Source organism: Methylomonas sp. 2F7, from assembly GCF_057126975.1.
In genome coordinates this window covers 4,244,845-4,264,355 of record NZ_CP195203.1, presented here as the reverse complement: position 1 = coordinate 4,264,355, position 19,511 = coordinate 4,244,845, and the positions used below count along the sequence as shown (strand labels likewise).

Annotated in this window: 12 protein-coding genes; all 12 read right to left on the bottom strand. The window is 51.7% G+C overall.

The features are described 5' to 3' along the window. A complete protein-coding gene (gene pyrE, locus ACR64Q_RS19225) occupies window positions 1-639 on the bottom strand; it encodes an orotate phosphoribosyltransferase (RefSeq protein WP_313732764.1) in 639 nt (212 codons plus the stop codon). Between the two features lie 48 nt (window positions 640-687). Then, entirely contained in the window at window positions 688-1,863 is a 1,176-nt protein-coding gene (hemW, locus tag ACR64Q_RS19220; RefSeq protein ID WP_313732763.1) for a radical SAM family heme chaperone HemW, read from the bottom strand. Beyond that, window positions 1,830-2,270 (bottom strand): VOC family protein, encoded by a 441-nt coding sequence (locus ACR64Q_RS19215; protein WP_313732762.1) that lies wholly within the window; start codon window positions 2,268-2,270, stop codon window positions 1,830-1,832. Before ACR64Q_RS19215 ends, hemW begins: the two co-directional genes overlap by 34 nt. 276 nt (window positions 2,271-2,546) lie before the next feature. Next, on the bottom strand, window positions 2,547-3,377 hold the full coding sequence (locus ACR64Q_RS19210) for a CheR family methyltransferase (RefSeq protein ID WP_313732761.1): 831 nt from the start codon (window positions 3,375-3,377) through the stop codon (window positions 2,547-2,549). A 50-nt stretch (window positions 3,378-3,427) separates the two neighbouring features. Further along, on the bottom strand, window positions 3,428-5,362 hold the full coding sequence (locus ACR64Q_RS19205; protein WP_313732760.1) for a HAMP domain-containing methyl-accepting chemotaxis protein: 1,935 nt from the start codon (window positions 5,360-5,362) through the stop codon (window positions 3,428-3,430). Window positions 5,363-5,870: 508 nt separating this feature from the next. Continuing rightward, window positions 5,871-6,437, bottom strand: a complete 567-nt coding sequence (locus ACR64Q_RS19200) for a chemotaxis protein CheW (RefSeq protein WP_313732759.1) — start codon at window positions 6,435-6,437, stop codon at window positions 5,871-5,873. A gap of 9 nt (window positions 6,438-6,446) precedes the next feature. Continuing rightward, the gene (locus ACR64Q_RS19195) at window positions 6,447-10,250 is read right to left on the bottom strand and encodes a methyl-accepting chemotaxis protein (RefSeq protein ID WP_313732758.1); all 3,804 of its coding nucleotides are present in this window, start codon (window positions 10,248-10,250) and stop codon (window positions 6,447-6,449) included. A 184-nt stretch (window positions 10,251-10,434) separates the two neighbouring features. Then, the gene (locus ACR64Q_RS19190) at window positions 10,435-15,372 is read right to left on the bottom strand and encodes a methyl-accepting chemotaxis protein (RefSeq protein ID WP_313732757.1); all 4,938 of its coding nucleotides are present in this window, start codon (window positions 15,370-15,372) and stop codon (window positions 10,435-10,437) included. Between the two features lie 43 nt (window positions 15,373-15,415). Next, entirely contained in the window at window positions 15,416-17,590 is a 2,175-nt protein-coding gene (locus ACR64Q_RS19185; protein WP_026602489.1) for a chemotaxis protein CheA, read from the bottom strand. Between the two features lie 12 nt (window positions 17,591-17,602). After that, window positions 17,603-17,890, bottom strand: a complete 288-nt coding sequence (locus ACR64Q_RS19180) for an STAS domain-containing protein (protein ID WP_020484375.1) — start codon at window positions 17,888-17,890, stop codon at window positions 17,603-17,605. A 70-nt stretch (window positions 17,891-17,960) separates the two neighbouring features. Next, the gene (locus ACR64Q_RS19175; protein ID WP_020484376.1) at window positions 17,961-18,329 is read right to left on the bottom strand and encodes a response regulator; all 369 of its coding nucleotides are present in this window, start codon (window positions 18,327-18,329) and stop codon (window positions 17,961-17,963) included. Between the two features lie 11 nt (window positions 18,330-18,340). Beyond that, a complete protein-coding gene (locus ACR64Q_RS19170) occupies window positions 18,341-19,423 on the bottom strand; it encodes a methyl-accepting chemotaxis protein (RefSeq protein WP_313732756.1) in 1,083 nt (360 codons plus the stop codon). Window positions 19,424-19,511: the final 88 nt, after the last annotated feature.

The window sequence follows — 19,511 nt, the reverse complement described above, 5'->3', positions numbered from 1 at the left end:
TCAAATTCCGTACTGCTGTCGATAGGCCTGAATAATAGCCAACTTATCAGCCGAACCGTTCTGTTGGGAAATAAACTCAATGATGTCGGCCAAGCAGATTATCGCCAACACCGGAATGCCGAATTGCGCCGACACTTCCTGGACGGCCGACAATTCGTTCTGACCTTTTTCCTGGCGATCCAACGCAATTACCACACCTGCCACTTTTGCGCCGGCGGCATTGATAATCTCCACTGATTCGCGCACCGACGTACCTGCGGTAATAACATCATCCAGAATCCAGACTTTGCCTTGCAGGGGTGCGCCGACCAATACGCCGCCTTCGCCATGATCCTTGGCTTCTTTGCGGTTAAACGCAAACGGAATATCGCGCTGCAAGCGGGAATAGGCAATCGAGGTGGTACTGACCAAGGGGATGCCTTTATAAGCCGGCCCGTACAATACATCGACCTCGACACCGGCGCTAATCAGCGCCTGCGCATAAAACTGCCCTAATTTATCCAGCTGAGCGCCGCTGTTGAATAGGCCGGTATTAAAGAAATAAGGACTGACTCGTCCGGACTTTAAATGAAATTCGCCAAACTTTAATACGCCGCAATCCAAAGCGTACTGAATAAACTGTTTTTGGTAATCGAGCATTGTGGAGTGTTACAAATCTAAAATGAAAGCAATTATACCCGCGCGTGTTTAATCGATGAACTTTTCTAGGACTACGTCCAAAAAATCCCAACCTTTTTCGCTACAGCTATAGACCAAGCCATCCCGGTGCAGTAGACCTTGGGCGAGACAGCGGGATAAATTAGGCTCCAAGCTATCTGCCGCCAATCCGGTAGTCAGTTCAAAATCCTTCAGACTAAAGCCCTTCTTTAGTCGCAACTGGTTCATCAGAAACTCTAACGGCAATTGTGCGACCTCAATCGCTTCGCATTGTGATCGACCGGGTTGCGATAAATACTGTTCCGGGCTTCTCGGCTTAATCGTGCGCATTATCTCATCCGGCAAGGCGCGGCTGATTTTGCCGTGCGCGCCTGCGCCTATCCCCAGATAATCGCCAAATTGCCAGTAATTGCGATTATGTCGGGATTGCTTGCCAGGCTTGGCATACGCAGACACTTCGTACTGCTGGTAACCGTTTTCCGCCAACAGTTGCTGGCAGCGCTTTTGCGCGGCGAATATCACGTCGTCTTCCGGCAATTTCGGCGGAAACTTATAAAAATACGTATTGGGTTCCAGCGTCAGTTGGTAAAAGGAAATATGGGTTGGAGCCAAGCTAATGGCAATTTCCACATCGCTCAAGGCCTCGCTCTCGCTCTGATCCGGCAAACCGAACATCAAATCCAGATTGAAATTATCAAACCCGGCTTTACCGGCGATGTCCACCGCAGCCATGGCTTCGGCGGCGGAATGCACCCGTCCTAATGTCCGCAAATGCCGATCCTGAAAGCTTTGAATGCCTATCGACAAGCGATTAATGCCTAAAGCCCGAAACTCATGAAATTTTGCGCTTTCAAAGGTGCCGGGATTGGCTTCCAATGTGATTTCGCACTGTTCGTCAACAATTACTGACTGCCTGACTCCGGCCAACAAACGGTCTAACGCTTCAGGCGAAAACAAGCTAGGCGTACCCCCCCCCATAAATATACTGTTGATGCTTCGTTGCCCACCCAGCAGTTCCAAATCAGCATACAGGTCGGTCAGCAAGGCATCGATGTAAGCCTGTTCGGGAATCGGGTTTTTAACGGCGTGGGAATTGAAGTCGCAATACGGGCACTTCTGGATGCACCAGGGGAAGTGGATATATAGACTCAGAGGCAACAACTCGGCAGACCTTACCACACGCCGACATTCGCCATGGACGCCCACGGCTCTTGCGGCGGCAAAGCCTGGTGTTTTTGTAACAATTCGATAGAAATTTGGTCGGGCGAGCGCAGAAATGCCATATAACCATCGCGCGGCGGCCGGTTAATCGTTACCCCTTTAGTCATTAAGTCTTGGCAAACCGCATAAATATCCTCCACTTCGAAGGCTAAATGCCCGAAATTACGGCCACCACCGTAATCCTCCGTATCCCAGTTGAACGTCAGTTCCAGCAATGGCGCGTCAACCGCTGCGGCGTTCTGCCGGTCGCCAGGTGCAGCGAGATACACCAAGGTAAAACGTCCGGTTTCGCTTTCCATGCGCCGCACTTCAACTAAACCCAATTTATTGCAATAAAAATCCAGCGATTCGGCAAGATTCTTTACCCGAACCATGGTGTGTAAATAACGCATATTTGCCGCCCCAGAAAATAAAAGCGCGATTATGAACGAGTCGGCGGTGGAGAATAAAGTTTCCTGATCAATAACAGGCTTCCGCTCAACCAAGAAAGCCCGCCATGCCCGCCATCCAGGGCCATGGATAGCAAGCTTCGAACTATCCATGCGGCCTGGATTTCGGTATTCGCTGCCAAAATGACGATTGCAAGGATGGGGGCAGCGCACACGTGAAGCGGCTTGCTGATCAGGTAAAGTTATACTCGCAAGCCAGACGAGCTCGCCGCAACCCAATTAATCCAAAGCTTTGCGATACACCGACGGCATGATGGTTTGCAGCTCGGTTTTCATACCGCTCAAGGATTCGGAATGACTGATAAAAAAATAGCCGCCGGGCCGCAGGTATTTAACAATTTTGTCCAGCAGACGTTGCTTGGTTTCAATATCAAAATAAATCATTACGTTACGTAAAAAAATCACGTCGAAGGTACCCAAGTCCGGCAGCGTTCCAATCAAATTGGCATATTCGAACTTAACGCGACTGCGTAGCTCAGGCGCCACCAGCAAAAAACCGTCATATTCACCTGTACCTTTCAGACAATACTTTTTCAATAACGGAAGAGGAATTTTTTCGGCGGCATTACTGGGATACAGGCCACGCCGGGCTTTTTCCAGAATTCGCGTGGAAATATCTGTTCCGACAATATCCCATTGCCGGGATCTCAAATACTCCGCCAATAGCATCGCCAGCGTGTAAGCTTCCTCGCCGCTAGAACTGGCCGCGCTCCAAACTCGAAACGGCTTGGCCGCGGAGTGCTGCGGCAAAATCTTTTCAACCACATAATCGAAATGCTTGGATTCGCGGAAAAAATAGGTTTCATTGGTGGTTAGCAAATCGATAGCCATCGTCGTTTCATTTTCGAATCCCGGCTTACCGAATTGCCGAAAATACTCGCCATAGCTATCGATGCCATGATGACGCAAACGCTTCTCCAAACGTCCCATCACCATGGCCTGCTTACTGTCGTTTAAGACAATACCAGCGTGCTTGTAAAGATAGTCCCTGATCCAGGCAAACTCTTGCTTATGCAATATCGGCGCGCCGACACGATGGATTGACGACACTCTATACTCCTATTTGTAGCGTATACACATCAACTCTCCCAATAATACGGTTAAAACCGCTCGAAGTGATTAAGATCGAATTCCGGTTCGTTGTTTTCGTGGAATTTAGGTTTTTTTGTGTACAGGGTTTTTTTCGTGGTTTGCCGACGATTCGAGTACGCAACTTTCTGGCTTGGAGACTGCTCGCCCGTCATCCTAAAAAAGCTCATCAACAGTTGTAATTGTTCGGATTGTCCGGTCATTTCTTCGGCTGTTGCCGCCAATTCTTCGCTTGCAGAGGCATTTTGCTGTGTCAGCTGACTCATCTGACTCATAGCGGTGTTAATCTGACCAGCACCTGCCGATTGCTCCTGAGACGCGGCGGCGATTTCCTGCACCAAATCGGAGGTTTTGGCGATACTCGGTACGATTGCATCCAGCAGCTTGCCGGCGCTTTCAGCCGTCATTACGCTGTTTTCCGCCAATTCACCGATTTCCTGCGCGGCTATTTGACTCCGCTCGGCGAGTTTGCGGACTTCCGCCGCGACCACTGCAAACCCCTTGCCGTGGTCGCCCGCCCGCGCCGCTTCTATAGCGGCGTTTAAGGCCAGCATATTGGTTTGATAGGCGATGTCGTCAATGATGCCGATTTTGCTGGCGATTAGTTTCATGGCCGAGACGGTGTGCTTAACCGCCTCACCACCTGCGATGGCTTCCCGAGATGCTTGACTGGCCATGCCTTCTGTAATCCTGGCGTTTTCAGCATTCTGATTAACACTAGCTGCCATTTCTTCGATACTGGCACTGGATTCATCGACACTTGCGGCTTGCTCGCTCGCCGACTGCGCGAGGGATTGGGACGTAGAACTGATTTGTTCGGACGCGTTCAACAACTCGCCGGCGGAGGACGTCACCTCGCTTACAATCTTCGACAAAGCTTCAACGGTGCCGTTTATGCCGTCTTTGGTTTCGCCGAACAAACCAGGATAGGCCTTGATTATGGTTTGCGACAAGTCGCCATTAGCCAGCGCACCGGCCACCCTGCTAATGTCCTGCAATGCGACTTCGGTCGTATCGGTCAGCTGGTTTAATAACTGGGCAATTTGCAGATCGCTACCTTGCTTGCTGTCCAAACTCATCTTGGTACTAAAATCGCCATTCACCGCATCCTCCACTATCATGCGAATTTCGGCAACATTGCTTCCTAGTCTAGCCTGCATGGCTTTTAAACCCAATAACACCTGACTGACTTCGTCTTCGCCTGCGGCGTCAATCTCCGAATTCAATTGCCCGTTGGAGATTTTGTCAAATACCGCCAATGCCTGTCCCAGCGGCCGGGTGATTGAACGCGTGATGACCATACCCAGCCACACCAAAATAGCGATCGCTCCAACCAGCAAACTCAAAGCAACGATCTTGGCGGTTTCGAAACGCTCAACACCAGCTTTGTACTCAGCCGCTGCTACGTCGCCTTGCAAGTTTTTCAGCGCTTCAACATCAGCATCCACCGATTCGTATAAGCGCTCAATATCAGCCACGAGTTTACTGGCTTGGTCACCGCGGCCCAAACGCAACGCTTCTAACCCAGGTTGTAATGCCTCTCGATCAAACTTGACGCGAGACTCATTAAACCGCTCCGCGAGAATTTTCTCGTCGGGGGTTAAATAAGTTGCCATGTAACCCTTCCACAGCTCGTTTACAGTCGCGTTATTTTTTTCCACAGTCGACATTGCATTTGTCTTGCCCTCTTGTGTACCACTCGTTGTTTTTGGACTATTCGCCAATTCTCCCAATGCATCCAACAACACATATTTATTTTCTTGTAATGACTCATTAAGCAAGCTCAGATCCCGCAATGGCACCATACGGTCCTCATAAACGGTCTTCAAACTCTGTTGGCTGGCGTTCAAACCCGTATAACCTTGAACCGCCAGGACAACAGCAACCAATACGCCAAATCCGATCATGCAGGCCAGACGTGCGCCGATATTAAATTTAAGTAACATTTTTCGCTCTCCGAGCCAGTGTGTTTTTAATTATTTTGACCGGGCAAATGCCTAAAGCCTTTGCCTTACCTTCAGGGTTATTAACCCGGCCCTATTTGTCACGGTTATTCCGTTCGGGCTGAACTCGTCGAAGCCTAGGCTGGTGTGCCCTTCGCCAGGCTCCGGACGCACGGCATCCAAAGGCCGGGTTAATAATTAGCCCGTCAAAAAGCAATATTCATAAGACTTTGCCACGGTCTACCCGCAAGGAATCAAGTTGAGAAGAAATTGACGCTTCTCAACGCGCCATCCCTTTTGCTAATGCCTAAGATTCAGAAAGACGAGCATTCAGCCCGATTAAGTTGTTCGAGAAGCCCCGCAAAGGTAAATTCCGTTCATTAAGAGATTGCCGTATCAGGAACGGAACCACCTCTTGGTACCGTATGTTTTCCCGCCTACATACGGCAACAAGCTGAAAGGCAGTTAGCCAGCATGTTGATAAATTTAAACGTCTCAAGTACTGGATCGATTAAGCGACGTTTGTATCCGGCAACGCATGACGGTCTTGGCGAACTTTACTCAAAGCCGCCATTTCATCCACCGACAGTACCTTACTGACATTCAATAAAATAACAAAGCGGCCATTCCGTTTGGCCATGCCGTTAATAAAGTCAGGTCTAATCCCCGCCCCAAAACTTGGCGGCGGCTCGATGTCCTGTTGACTGATTTCGACCACTTCGTTGACTGCATCCACGATGATCCCCAGATCCTGGGATACGCCATCCTCAGTTTCGCTGGCGGTTTCGACGATAACGATACCGGTGCGCTTGGCAACAGGCGTCGATCCCTTACCGAAGCGCGCCAGCAAATCCACCACCGGCACCACGCTACCGCGCAGATTAATCACGCCGCGCACAAACACCGGCATCATAGGTACTTCGGTAAGATTGCCGTAATCGATGATTTCCTTACTACTCAAAATGCCTAGTGCGTAAAGCTCGCCCCCAAGGGTAAAGGTTAAGTATTGACCCGCCAGCGCAGTCTGTTTGCTCTGCGCAGCCGGTAATTTTTCCTGAGTTGTTGCAAGTTCTGTCATGGCCCGCTCCTAGAAACGTTCGAACTGGTTTAAATCGAAGTCATGATCGATATTCGCACTTGCCTGAGCGACGGGCTTTACCTTGATAGTCTTTTTTGTGGCTTTGACTTCAGTTGGCGTCGTAGCTCTTCGACCGCCATTGTCGAGTCTAAAAAAGCTCATCAACGATTGCAGCTGTTCAGCCTGACTGGTCATTTCTTCCGCAGTTGCCGCCAATTGTTCGCTGGCCGAAGCATTCTGCTGGGTAATCTGGTTCATCTGGTTCATCGCATTGTTGACTTGGCTGACACCGGCCGATTGCTCTTGCGACGCGGCGGCAATCTCCTGGACCAAATCGGAGGTTCTGGCTATGCTGGGGACGATTTCATCCAACAGTTTGCCGGCCGATTCGGCTGTTTCCACGCTGGTTTCCGCTAATTCGCCGATTTCCTGCGCGGCCACTTGGCTGCGCTCGGCCAGCTTGCGGACTTCCGCCGCCACTACCGCGAAGCCTTTGCCGTGATCGCCGGCCCGCGCCGCTTCGATGGCCGCATTCAGTGCCAACATGTTGGTCTGATAAGCAATGTCATCGATGATGCCGATTTTCTTGGCGATCTCGCGCATGGCGTCAACGGTCTGCTTAACGGCTTCACCGCCTTGGCTGGCTTCGGTAGCGGCTTTGCTGGCCATGCCGTCGGTGACTTTGGCATTGTCGGCATTCTGGTTGATGCTGGCCGCCATTTCCTCGATGCTGGCGCTGGTGATCTCGACACTGCCCGCTTGTTCGCTGGCGGCTTGCGACAGCGATTGGGAGGTGGAACTGATCTGCTCTGAGGCATTACCCAGCTGATCCGCTGCCGAAATAACCTCGGAAATGGTTTGGGAGAGTTTGGCGACGGTGTTATTCACGGTGTCTTTAAATTCACCCAACTGGCCTTTGTAGTTACCTGTCACGTTGCGGGTCAAATCGCCTTGTTCAACCAACGCCAGCACTTCGACGGCTTCATTCAGCGGCAAGATCACGCCATCCAGGGTGTCATTGACGCCTTCGACGATTTTGCGGAAGTCGCCTTGGTGCTTACTGGCGTCGGCACGCGTTTGCAGACGGCCTTCGACGGCGGCGGTGGCCAGCATATTGGCGTCGGCCACCAGTGCATTGACCGCATCGATACAGGTATTGAGGTTGTTTTTAATCGTGTTGAAATCGCCGTTGTAGCTATCGGTGATTTTGGCCGGAATGTGTCCTTTGGAAATGTTATCGACATAGTCAGCCGCTACATTCAACGGGCCTATGACCGCATTCAGGGTCAGGTTCACGCCCTCGACAATCTTGCGAAAATCGCCTTGGTGTTTAGTGGCATCGGCTCTAGTTGCCAGATGGCCTTCTACGGCGGCGGTCGAGAGCATATTGGCGTCGGCGACCAGGGCGTTCACCGCGTCGATGCACGTGTTCAGATTGTTTTTGATGACATTGAAATCACCGTTGTAGTTATCGGTGATTTTGGCCGGGATCGCCCCTTTGGCGATATTGTCCACGTACTCGGCCGCGACGTTGAGCGGGCCGATCACGGCGTCCAGCGTGTTGTTGACGCCTTCGACAATCTTGCGGTAATCGCCTTGGTATTGGCTGGCATCGGCGCGGGTGGCTAAGCGGCCTTCGATGGCCGCTTTTTCCAGCGCAGCGGCTTCGGCCACCATGCTGCTAATCGCGTCGATACAGTTATTCAGGTTGTTTTTGATGGTGTTGAAATCGCCGTTGTAGTGGTCGGTGATTTTCGCCGGAATCGCCCCGCGAGAGATGTTGTCCACGTACTCGGCCGCGACGTTCAAGGGTCCGATCACCGCATCCAGGGTGCTGTTGACCCCTTCGACGATTTTCCGGAAATCGCCTTGGTGTTGGCTGGCATCGGCACGGGTGGCCAAGCGACCTTCGACGGCGGCAGTAGACAACCGGTTGGCGTCGGCCACCAGGGCGTTCACCGCATCGATACAGGTATTCAGGTTGTTTTTGATGGTGTTGAAATCACCGTTGTAGGTGTCGGTGATTTTGGCCGGAATCGCCCCGCGAGAGATGTTGTCCACATACTCGGCCGCGACGTTGAGCGGGCCGATCACGGCGTCCAGCGTGTTGTTGACGCCTTCGACAATCTTGCGGTAATCGCCTTGGTATTGGCTGGCGTCGGCGCGGGTGGCTAAGCGGCCTTCGATGGCCGCTTTTTCCAGCGCAGCGGCTTCCGCCACCATGCTGCTGATCGCGTCGATACAGTTATTCAGGTTGTTTTTGATGGTGTTGAAATCCCCGTTGTAGTGGTCGGTGATTTTCGCCGGAATCGCCCCGCGAGAGATGTTGTCCACGTACTCGGCGGCGACGTTCAAGGGCCCGATCACCGCATCCAGGGTGCTGTTGACCCCTTCGACGATTTTCCGGAAATCGCCTTGGTGTTGGCTGGCATCCGCTCGGGTGGCCAAGCGACCTTCGACGGCGGCAGTAGACAACCGGTTGGCGTCGGCCACCAGGGCGTTCACCGCGTCGATACAGGTATTCAGGTTGTTTTTGATGGTGTTGAAATCGCCGTTGTAGTGGTCGGTGATTTTGGCCGGAATCGCGCCTTTGGCGATGTTGTCCACATACTCGGCCGCGACGTTGAGTGGGCCGATCACGGCGTCCAGCGTGTTGTTGACGCCTTCGACAATTTTACGGAAGTCACCTTGGTGTTTACTGGCGTCGGCGCGGGTAGCAAGACGGCCTTCAACGGCGGCGGTGGAGAGCATCTCGGCGTCGACGACCAATGCTCTGATGTTATTTCTTACTACGTCAATGGTATCGTTAATAAATTTTTTCTTGCCAGGCAGCTTTTCCACATCGGCGTCGAGATTACCTTTCCCAAACTCCACGAAACAATTCATCGCCATCTTTTTGACGGCGATATGCCCGTTCACCATGTCGTTAACACCTTTGGCAACAGTCTTAAAGCTGCCGTGGAATTTTTGTTGATCAACCACGACATCGATATCACCTTTTTCATGCTCGGTGGCCATATGGTCCATCTCGGCTAACAGCGCTTTGATGTTATCGCTAAGCTGCTTCATATTCGCCATAACGCTAGTTTCATCGCCTTGTTTAGGTTGAATGGCAGTAGATAAATCTCCCTGCGAAATTTTATAGGCCAAATCCGCAACAAACGCCGGTTCCCCGCCCAGTTGACGCATCAGGTTGCGTAGGATAAAAAAGCCCAGCACCCCCATTACCATCATGGTCAAGAAAGCAATAAAGAACGAAAGTAAGACTGCACTGGACTTGGTTGAAGCCGCGGTATCACTTGACGTTTTACCTAGCTTCTGGTTGTAACCACTATGATCTGCGAACCCGTCGATGAGTTTTCTAATAGCTGCCTGACCGTCTATCATGGCATCGCGAGCATCTTCCATCTTACCTGCTCGAGACAAGTCGCGGACCTTCATTCGTAAGGCATCGTATGCCATTAAATTTTCTCGGTCTGCTGCTAAAAGCCTTCCGTCCTCTTCGTCGTAAAGCAGCGGCTCATACTCTTTAAGCACACTATCTATCTTGGCCCGGTTGGCGTCGATCTTTTGCTCCAACGCGTCTTTGGCGGTTTTATCCGTAAGTAAAATATGCTGCCAGACCTGAGCGCGAATATTGGATATTTCGTCGGCGACATCATTCAGCATTAACACACTGGGTAAGGTGTTAACACTATTAAAATTAGCAGCCGTGTAGACCTTATCGATCTGAACATAACTGAATCCCGCCAATCCGGCCAAGCCCAAAACGGCCGAACCGATCAGTATTAACAAGCGTTGTGTGACTGTCATTGTTGTACCCTCATTAGTTTTCTTAAATGTATAACGTCGCTCACGCGATAAAGTAGTACGGCATTCCTTACCGCGCTGATTTCACAACATCAGGCTGACCACTTCTCTTTTAGTCGCCCGTTGCTTGAGTCATTTCGCTCAGCTGATTCCAGTTATCAAAACCCAAGTTCTACAAGCCGCTGTTTTACAACTTCGCTTGTTTTTTCAATGTCACGATTGCAACACTGACTTGGCTGGACGCCAATGCAAAGGCGCTGCCCGCATCTAACAAGGACTCGGCTGTTTCATATTGGCCGCTATTAATAACCTCGGCCACTTTTCCGGCTTCGCGATGAAACTGGGCATGTCTATGCAGACAGTCCTGAAAACCCGACAAATGTTGGTATTGCCGTTGGCCGCCACCGTGTAACCATTTGCCCAACTTGCAACAATCGTCCCGGCCAATGGTGACGGCATCCATGTGCTCATGTTGGCTGATACCCCGTCGCAATTTAACTTTCCACTCGCTGTGCGCTTGAATGGCTGCATCCAAATCGATAGTGTCATCCTCTGCGGCTTTCGCGCTTGTCGGCTTTGCACTTCCTGACTGACGCGATGTTGCCTGGGTCGCAGACCGGCTAACACCATGTCCGGAAGCGGTAATTTTGAAAAAACTCATCAATGTTTGCAGTTGTTCGGTTTGCCCCATCATTTCTTCCGCAGTTGCCGCCAATTGTTCGCTGGCCGAAGCATTCTGCTGGGTAATCTGGTTCATCTGGTTCATCGCATTGTTGACTTGGCTGACACCGGCCGATTGCTCTTGCGACGCGGCGGCAATCTCCTGGACCAAATCGGAGGTTCTGGCTATGCTGGGGACGATTTCATCCAACAGTTTGCCGGCCGATTCGGCTGTTTCCACGCTGGTTTCCGCTAATTCGCCGATTTCCTGCGCGGCCACTTGGCTGCGCTCGGCCAGCTTGCGGACTTCCGCCGCCACTACCGCGAAGCCTTTGCCGTGATCGCCGGCCCGCGCCGCTTCGATGGCCGCATTCAGTGCCAACATGTTGGTCTGATAAGCAATGTCATCGATGATGCCGATTTTCTTGGCGATCTCGCGCATGGCGTCAACGGTCTGCTTAACGGCTTCACCGCCTTGGCTGGCTTCGGTAGCGGCTTTGCTGGCCATGCCGTCGGTGACTTTGGCATTGTCGGCATTCTGGTTGATGCTGGCCGCCATTTCCTCGATGCTGGCGCTGGTGATCTCGACACTGCCCGCTTGTTCGCTGGCGGCTTGCGACAGCGATTGGGAGGTGGAACTGATCTGCTCTGAGGCATTACCCAGCTGATCCGCTGCCGAAATAACCTCGGAAATGGTTTGGGAGAGTTTGGCGACGGTGTTATTCACGGTGTCTTTAAATTCACCCAACTGGCCTTTGTAGTTACCTGTCACGTTGCGGGTCAAATCGCCTTGTTCAACCAACGCCAGCACTTCGACGGCTTCATTCAGCGGCAAGATCACGCCATCCAGGGTGTCATTGACGCCTTCGACGATTTTGCGGAAGTCGCCTTGGTGCTTACTGGCGTCGGCACGCGTTTGCAGACGGCCTTCGACGGCGGCGGTGGCCAGCATATTGGCGTCGGCCACCAGTGCATTGACCGCATCGATACAGGTATTGAGGTTGTTTTTAATCGTGTTGAAATCGCCGTTGTAGCTATCGGTGATTTTGGCCGGAATGTGTCCTTTGGAAATGTTATCGACATAGTCAGCCGCTACATTCAACGGGCCTATGACCGCATTCAGGGTCAGGTTCACGCCCTCGACAATCTTGCGAAAATCGCCTTGGTGTTTAGTGGCATCGGCTCTAGTTGCCAGATGGCCTTCTACGGCGGCGGTCGAGAGCATATTGGCGTCGGCGACCAGGGCGTTCACCGCGTCGATGCACGTGTTCAGATTGTTTTTGATGACATTGAAATCACCGTTGTAGTTATCGGTGATTTTGGCCGGGATCGCCCCTTTGGCGATATTGTCCACGTACTCGGCCGCGACGTTGAGCGGGCCGATCACGGCGTCCAGCGTGTTGTTGACGCCTTCGACAATCTTGCGGTAATCGCCTTGGTATTGGCTGGCATCGGCGCGGGTGGCTAAGCGGCCTTCGATGGCCGCTTTTTCCAGCGCAGCGGCTTCGGCCACCATGCTGCTAATCGCGTCGATACAGTTATTCAGGTTGTTTTTGATGGTGTTGAAATCGCCGTTGTAGTGGTCGGTGATTTTCGCCGGAATCGCCCCGCGAGAGATGTTGTCCACGTACTCGGCCGCGACGTTCAAGGGTCCGATCACCGCATCCAGGGTGCTGTTGACCCCTTCGACGATTTTCCGGAAATCGCCTTGGTGTTGGCTGGCATCGGCACGGGTGGCCAAGCGACCTTCGACGGCGGCAGTAGACAACCGGTTGGCGTCGGCCACCAGGGCGTTCACCGCATCGATACAGGTATTCAGGTTGTTTTTGATGGTGTTGAAATCACCGTTGTAGGTGTCGGTGATTTTGGCCGGAATCGCCCCGCGAGAGATGTTGTCCACATACTCGGCCGCGACGTTGAGCGGGCCGATCACGGCGTCCAGCGTGTTGTTGACGCCTTCGACAATCTTGCGGTAATCGCCTTGGTATTGGCTGGCGTCGGCGCGGGTGGCTAAGCGGCCTTCGATGGCCGCTTTTTCCAGCGCAGCGGCTTCCGCCACCATGCTGCTGATCGCGTCGATACAGTTATTCAGGTTGTTTTTGATGGTGTTGAAATCCCCGTTGTAGTGGTCGGTGATTTTCGCCGGAATCGCCCCGCGAGAGATGTTGTCCACGTACTCGGCGGCGACGTTCAAGGGCCCGATCACCGCATCCAGGGTGCTGTTGACCCCTTCGACGATTTTCCGGAAATCGCCTTGGTGTTGGCTGGCATCCGCTCGGGTGGCCAAGCGACCTTCGACGGCGGCAGTAGACAACCGGTTGGCGTCGGCCACCAGGGCGTTCACCGCGTCGATACAGGTATTCAGGTTGTTTTTGATGGTGTTGAAATCACCGTTGTAGGTGTCGGTGATTTTGGCCGGAATCGCCCCGCGAGAGATGTTGTCCACATATTCGGCGGCCACGTTCAAGGGCCCGATCACGGCATCCAGCGTGTTGTTGACGCCTTCGACAATCTTGCGGTAATCGCCTTGGTATTGGCTGGCGTCGGCGCGGGTGGCTAAGCGGCCTTCGATGGCCGCTTTTTCCAGTGCCGCTGCTTCGGCCACCATGCTACTAATCGCGTCGATACAGTTGTTCAGGTTGTTTTTGATGGTGTTGAAATCGCCGTTGTAGTGGTCGGTGATTTTGGCCGGAATCGCCCCGCGAGAGATGTTGTCCACGTACTCGGCGGCGACGTTCAGAGGTCCGATCACGGCCTCCAGTGTGTCATTAACGCCTACGACGATTTTCCGATAATCACCCTGGTGTTTAGTGGCATCTGCTCGGGTAGACAGTTGGCCTTCTACAGCAGCGTGAGACAGCATAACGGCATCGGCAATCAAAGATTGCACGGAGAATACCGCGGCTTTGACACCCTCATTCAGTTGATTGAATTCCAAGCCGTAGTTATGGCTATCGTTTTGCGGCATTTGGCCGCGCCCGAACAAGGTCATGGCATGAATCATTGCATTCACTGGACGGAGCACCCCCATGACGATGTACCAACTCATCGCCAGGAAACCCAACAAGAACAATGACACAACTATCAGCGTGGTGTTGATAGTGCCTCCTAATCGCGCCAAACGTGCATCCAAACCGGCATATAGCAACTTACTAAATCCGCCTGATAACGAGAAGTTTTGTTGGATCGCCTGAGTCAAGCTATTGAAATAATCGCTACCGGCAAGCTCGAGTTGCCCGCGTTGTAAAATTTCTGTTTCAGTCAAGGTCAGCGCTTGCTTGGCAAAGGCGGCGGCTTTTTGCAAATCCGTGCGGAGTGCGGGATCCATACTGCCGATTTTGGGAATATTCTCGTCGATCATCATCAGGGTTTCTTCGGCATTCGCGATTAACGCCCGCAGATAAGCGGCTTCTGCAACAGTCACGGTTTTTCGCTGCAAAATCGGAGACCCCACGCCTCTGAGCATACCCAATTGTTCGGACAGCTCAGGAAATAAGTTAATTGCCAACACTTGGGCGTAATAGGTATCGGTTTCCGGATCCAACCCTAATCCCGAGGCATCAGCCACTTTGCGGTTAAAAGCATGCAATTGACTAATGAATTCGCCATGCTTTGCAAGATTGGTTTGTGCATCAAATCTGCTAGCCGAAGCGGACAGCTCTTGCCATTTTTCCCTGAGTGCCTGCCAGGCCAAAGTCAGCTTTAATTTAGCCAACCGCCCGTCCAATGCGGATATACTGGTGATTTGCTGATTGACTTCGTTGCGTTTCGCCTCCCGACGACTCGCTTCCTGTGCGTTGCCTGCGATCACCATCGCGTTCAAGCCACGGTGCTCCACCACCAGTTGCATCAGTTTGATGGTCTCCGTGGCGTAATCGACACCTTGTTTTTCCTTTAATGCGAAATCCTTGTCTGCGATATTGTCATTTATCAAAAAGTAGGTTGGCACTGCGAACATAGCAATAGCCAGAACCACTAAGGCAACAAACTTTTGCCAGAGCTTAATTTTGCTAAATACGCTAGAAATCTTTCCGTCTTTAAAGGGGTTTTTAACTCGACCGGCTTTGATATCAGCATAAAGTGCGGCCGCCGCATCAACTTCGCTGCGTGCTGGTTTGAAGCGGATAGACCGGTAACCAATCAACTGGCCTTCGTTGTAAATTGGCGCGACATTGGCTTCCACCCAATAAAAATCGCCATTTTTGGAACGGTTTTTTACCAAACCGCGCCAAGTACAACCGGACTCTATGGTTCGCCACATCCATTCATAGGCCTCTTCCGGCATATCCGGGTGACGCACAATGTTATGCGGCTGCCCCAGTAATTCCTCTTCAGTGAAACCACTCAATTTTATGAAAGCTGGGCTGACACTGGTGATATAGCCACTCAAATCGGTGGTAGAGGTGAGAATGTCTTCTTCGGAAAAATGTAATTCGACGTCAGTAACGGGTTGATTATTTCTCATGGCTATTTTCCTTTGTGTGTAATTGGCGTTTTCCCAATTTGGCTCAAGCCTGAGCTAAGTGCATATTGCCCTGAAGTTTATGTTCAAAGGCACTCACCAAGACCGGTACATCCAGAATTAAAGCGACTTCGCCACTGCCTAAAATAGTGGATCCACCCAGCCCCTCCACATGGCCGAATAACTTGCCAAGGGGCTTGATAACAGTCTGAAACTCGCCGATTAAGCGATCAACGACCAGTCCCGTCTTGACACCCGCTGCATGCACCACGACGACATTAGGTCTACGCGGTTGATCTCCGCTAATGTTGAACAGATCGCGCAAGCGGATAAAAGGCAACACTTCGCCGCGCAAATCCATGTAATCCCTATTATTCAAATCGCCGGACAACTCCAGACACTCGACAACCCGGTCAAGAGGAATCACATACGATGACTTACCCACCCCCACCAGGAAGCCATCGATAATGGCTAATGTCAGTGGTAAACGAATTCGGATGGTGGAACCTTGGCCAGGCCGGCTTTCAACTTCGATATCGCCGCGTAAATCGGTAACGTTCCGCTTGACCACATCCATGCCCACGCCGCGCCCGGACAGATTGGAAATTTGGCTGGCGGTGGAAAAACCGGGTTCAAAAATCAAGCTATAAATGTCTTGATCGCTTAGCTTCGCATCGGGTTGAACCAAACCTTTTTCGATGGCTTTTGCCAAAATACGATCACGATCAAGGCCGCCACCGTCATCGCTGACTTCTATGGCGATACTGCCCGACTCGTGGTAGGCGTTTAATCTGAGTTCGCCGCGACTGGATTTGCCACGCGCCGCGCGGACTTCGGCAGACTCGATACCATGGTCCATGGCGTTGCGGACCAAGTGCATCAGCGGATCGCCGATTTTTTCGACAACTGATTTGTCAACTTCGGTATCGCCGCCGGTAATGACCAAGCTAATATCTTTGCCCAGCTCTTTGCCGACATCGCGCACCACTCTCTGGAAGCGGCTGAATGTGGCGCCTATCGCCACCATGCGTAGTTGCAATGCACCGTCGCGTACTTCTTCGACCAAGCGCATCATTTCGCTGGTGGCTTCCAATAGCCCGGAATCGCTGGTCTGTAAGGCACGCAGATTAACGCCCGCACCCGAAATAACCAGTTCGCCTATCACATCGATTAGTTTGTCCAAGCGTTCGGCGTCGACGCGTATGGTTTGGTTTTCTCGGGCTTTGTTGTCTTTAATCTGCTGTTGCTTTTCCAGCGCCGCATTAACCAGCGGCTGTTGCACCACTTGTTGATCGACCAAGATTTCGCCTAGGCGTGTGTTCGGTTGCGGTACCTGCGCCTGTTGCGCATTGAGCCCTTCTTGTAGTTCGCGTTGGGTAATTACCCCGCTTTTCAGCAATAGCTCGCCGAGTTGGGCATTGTCTTCGCCCAACGAATTGATCAGTTCGACGTAGTAGGGTATTTTGTCTTCCAGCGGCAAAATGTGGATGTAACTGCCTTCGCGCACAAAATCGAACACGCTTTCGATAGCGGCTTTGTCTGCGTCGCTTTTTAGGACAATTTCAAACCCCAGGTAGCTGCTTTCGGGATCCATGCTCTCGGCATCCGGCATCGCGTGGCTGAAAGTAGTCAGCGACATAATTTCACCCAGCGTTGCCAAATAACGGATGAAAGACAACGGATCCATACCGTCGCGTAGACAGTTCTCGCCGAATTGAATAAACAAATGCCAATTGCCGCTGTCGATTACACCGCCACCGCTGACTTCGAACTGCTCGCCAGCAGTCTGCGCGGTAGTCATAGCCTGCTTCGGCTCCGGCTTCAAAAAAGACTCTAATCCATCGAGCAACTGTCGTTCAGCATTCGTCATTGATGGGTTGGCGCTGACATTACCGTCGGCCACAGCTTGAATCAGCTCAATCATATGGTCGCAGCAAGGTAGTAGGATGGCGACCAGTTCCGGTGAAACGCTCAACTTTCCGTCGCGCAAGGTATCGAGCACGCTTTCCACCACATGGGTGAAGGCAACGATGTGATCCAGTCCGAACAATCCCGCCGAACCCTTGATGGTATGTGCGGCTCGGAAGATGGCGTTAATTCGTTCGGATGGCTCCTGATCGTCTTCCAGACCGAGTAAGCCGTCTTCCATGTCTTGCAACAACTCCAGACTTTCAATCACAAAAGTCTTCAGAGCATCCCGCATTTGGTCATCAAAACTCATTTCGCATACTCCTTAATTTTGCGTCAGTACAACCTGATCGCCAAAAGCACCCGTCAGATTCGCTAGTTCCAATACATCCAACACGGCTTTGCTGTGCATGACGAAGCGCAGGCTTTTGCCTAAATGCGCGGCTTCCCGTTTGATTAGAATCAACAACTGTAGGCCGGCAGTATCGATTTCGGTGACGTTGGCAAGATTGATTTCCAAATCGTCACCCGCCGTTAGAAACATCAGCAGGTTGGATTTCTGATCCGCCGCGGTATAAATGGTTAACTCGTCTTTAATAGTTAGGCTTGGCATGGGCGATCTCGATGGAAATGGCTGAAGTAACAGCATGAAACAGCGGAAAACTCCGCCCTTCATACGCCTATCAAGGCAAAATTAACTTGGAAACCGCCGCTAACATTTGCGCGGGCTGAAATGGTTTGACCACCCAGGCTTTGGCGCCCGCCGCCTGGCCTTCCTGTTTTTTGCCTTCCTGGGATTCGGTGGTCAGCATAATTACCGGGGTAAATTTATAGGCCGGCAGCTGCTTGAGTTCCTTAACGAAGGTAATGCCATCCATGTTAGGCATATTGACGTCGGATATGATTAGATGAATCTTCTGGCCGTTGAGCTTACTTAGCCCATCCTTGCCGTCACACGCTTCTATCACCTCATAACCGGCGCCCTTCAGCGCAATACCTACTACCTGACGGACTGAAGCCGCATCGTCTACTACCAATATCGTTTTTGCCATATGCTTAAATCCTAGAAAAAAGTAATTTCTTGCGTTTGAGGTTCAACTGTTCGACCGCCATGACCATGGGCTTGGTGTTCGGATTCCATGGTGTAGGTACTGGTCAAGCCGCTTAATATGTGATCCGCATCTATCGGCTGCAATGCAAATACGCCACCGGCATGGCTGCGGTTGAGTTGCTTGGGGAAATCGGCAATGCTGTCTTTGACGTGTTGCAGAATTTGGCCGATCCGATCTTGAAATTGAAAATGCACTAAGGATTCGTCTATCTCACCTTTTATGGCGAGCGCCGAATGGCTTAGGTTGCTGGAATAGCTCTGCAATTTGGCAAACACATCATGCAAGTTATCCATTACTGTTTGAATATTGCCGTTACAGGTCGATACGGCTTCGGCCTCGTTTTGCGCACTTTTTTCCACCGCTACCAACGCGGTTTGAATAGCTGAGCTAACTTGCTCAACTTTGGAGCCGATCTGCTTACCGGTTTCGCCGGACAAGTTGGATAGCTTTCTAACTTCATCCGCTACCACGGCAAAACCGCGGCCGGCTTCGCCCGCTCGAGCCGCTTCGATAGCGGCATTTAAGGCAATCAGATTGGTTTGTTCGGCAATCCGCGCCACCTCCTTGGCCATCTGTTTTAATTCATCTATAAATCCAGCCAAGGAGCGGATTTTTTGCAAGACCGCCAAATTCTCTTGCAAGGCCGCATCCATGGAGCTAACTACTTTTTGCAAATGGGCGTTGCTGTTTACGAATACTTCTTCGCCATTGCCACCGAGAGTGGAATGAGAAGATCTCAAAGCCGTATCCAGATTACTGGTGATCCCGGCAAAGCGTTGGGTCAACAAAGTAATCGCCTGCTCGATTTGTTGCCGGGTCGAATCGATTTGCGCTGCCCATACCGGCGTGACTTGCTCGGCAAACCGATCCAGACCGGAAATATATTTTTCTACTTCGGCTACCGATAAGGCGGGCGCTTTGTCGGCCAAGGTGTTTTGGGCGGCGGTAATACAGCGTCCTTTGGTAATCCAAGCGGCGATTCCTGCCGAAATCAATGCAACGCAAATCATTATTGCGAATTGAAATATAGACATGTTGGCTTAATCTCCCTGGTTTTTTATGATTTCGCAGCACACTTACCGTCGATCATTTCGGTTCAGTGGCCTTGAATTCAACTTGGAA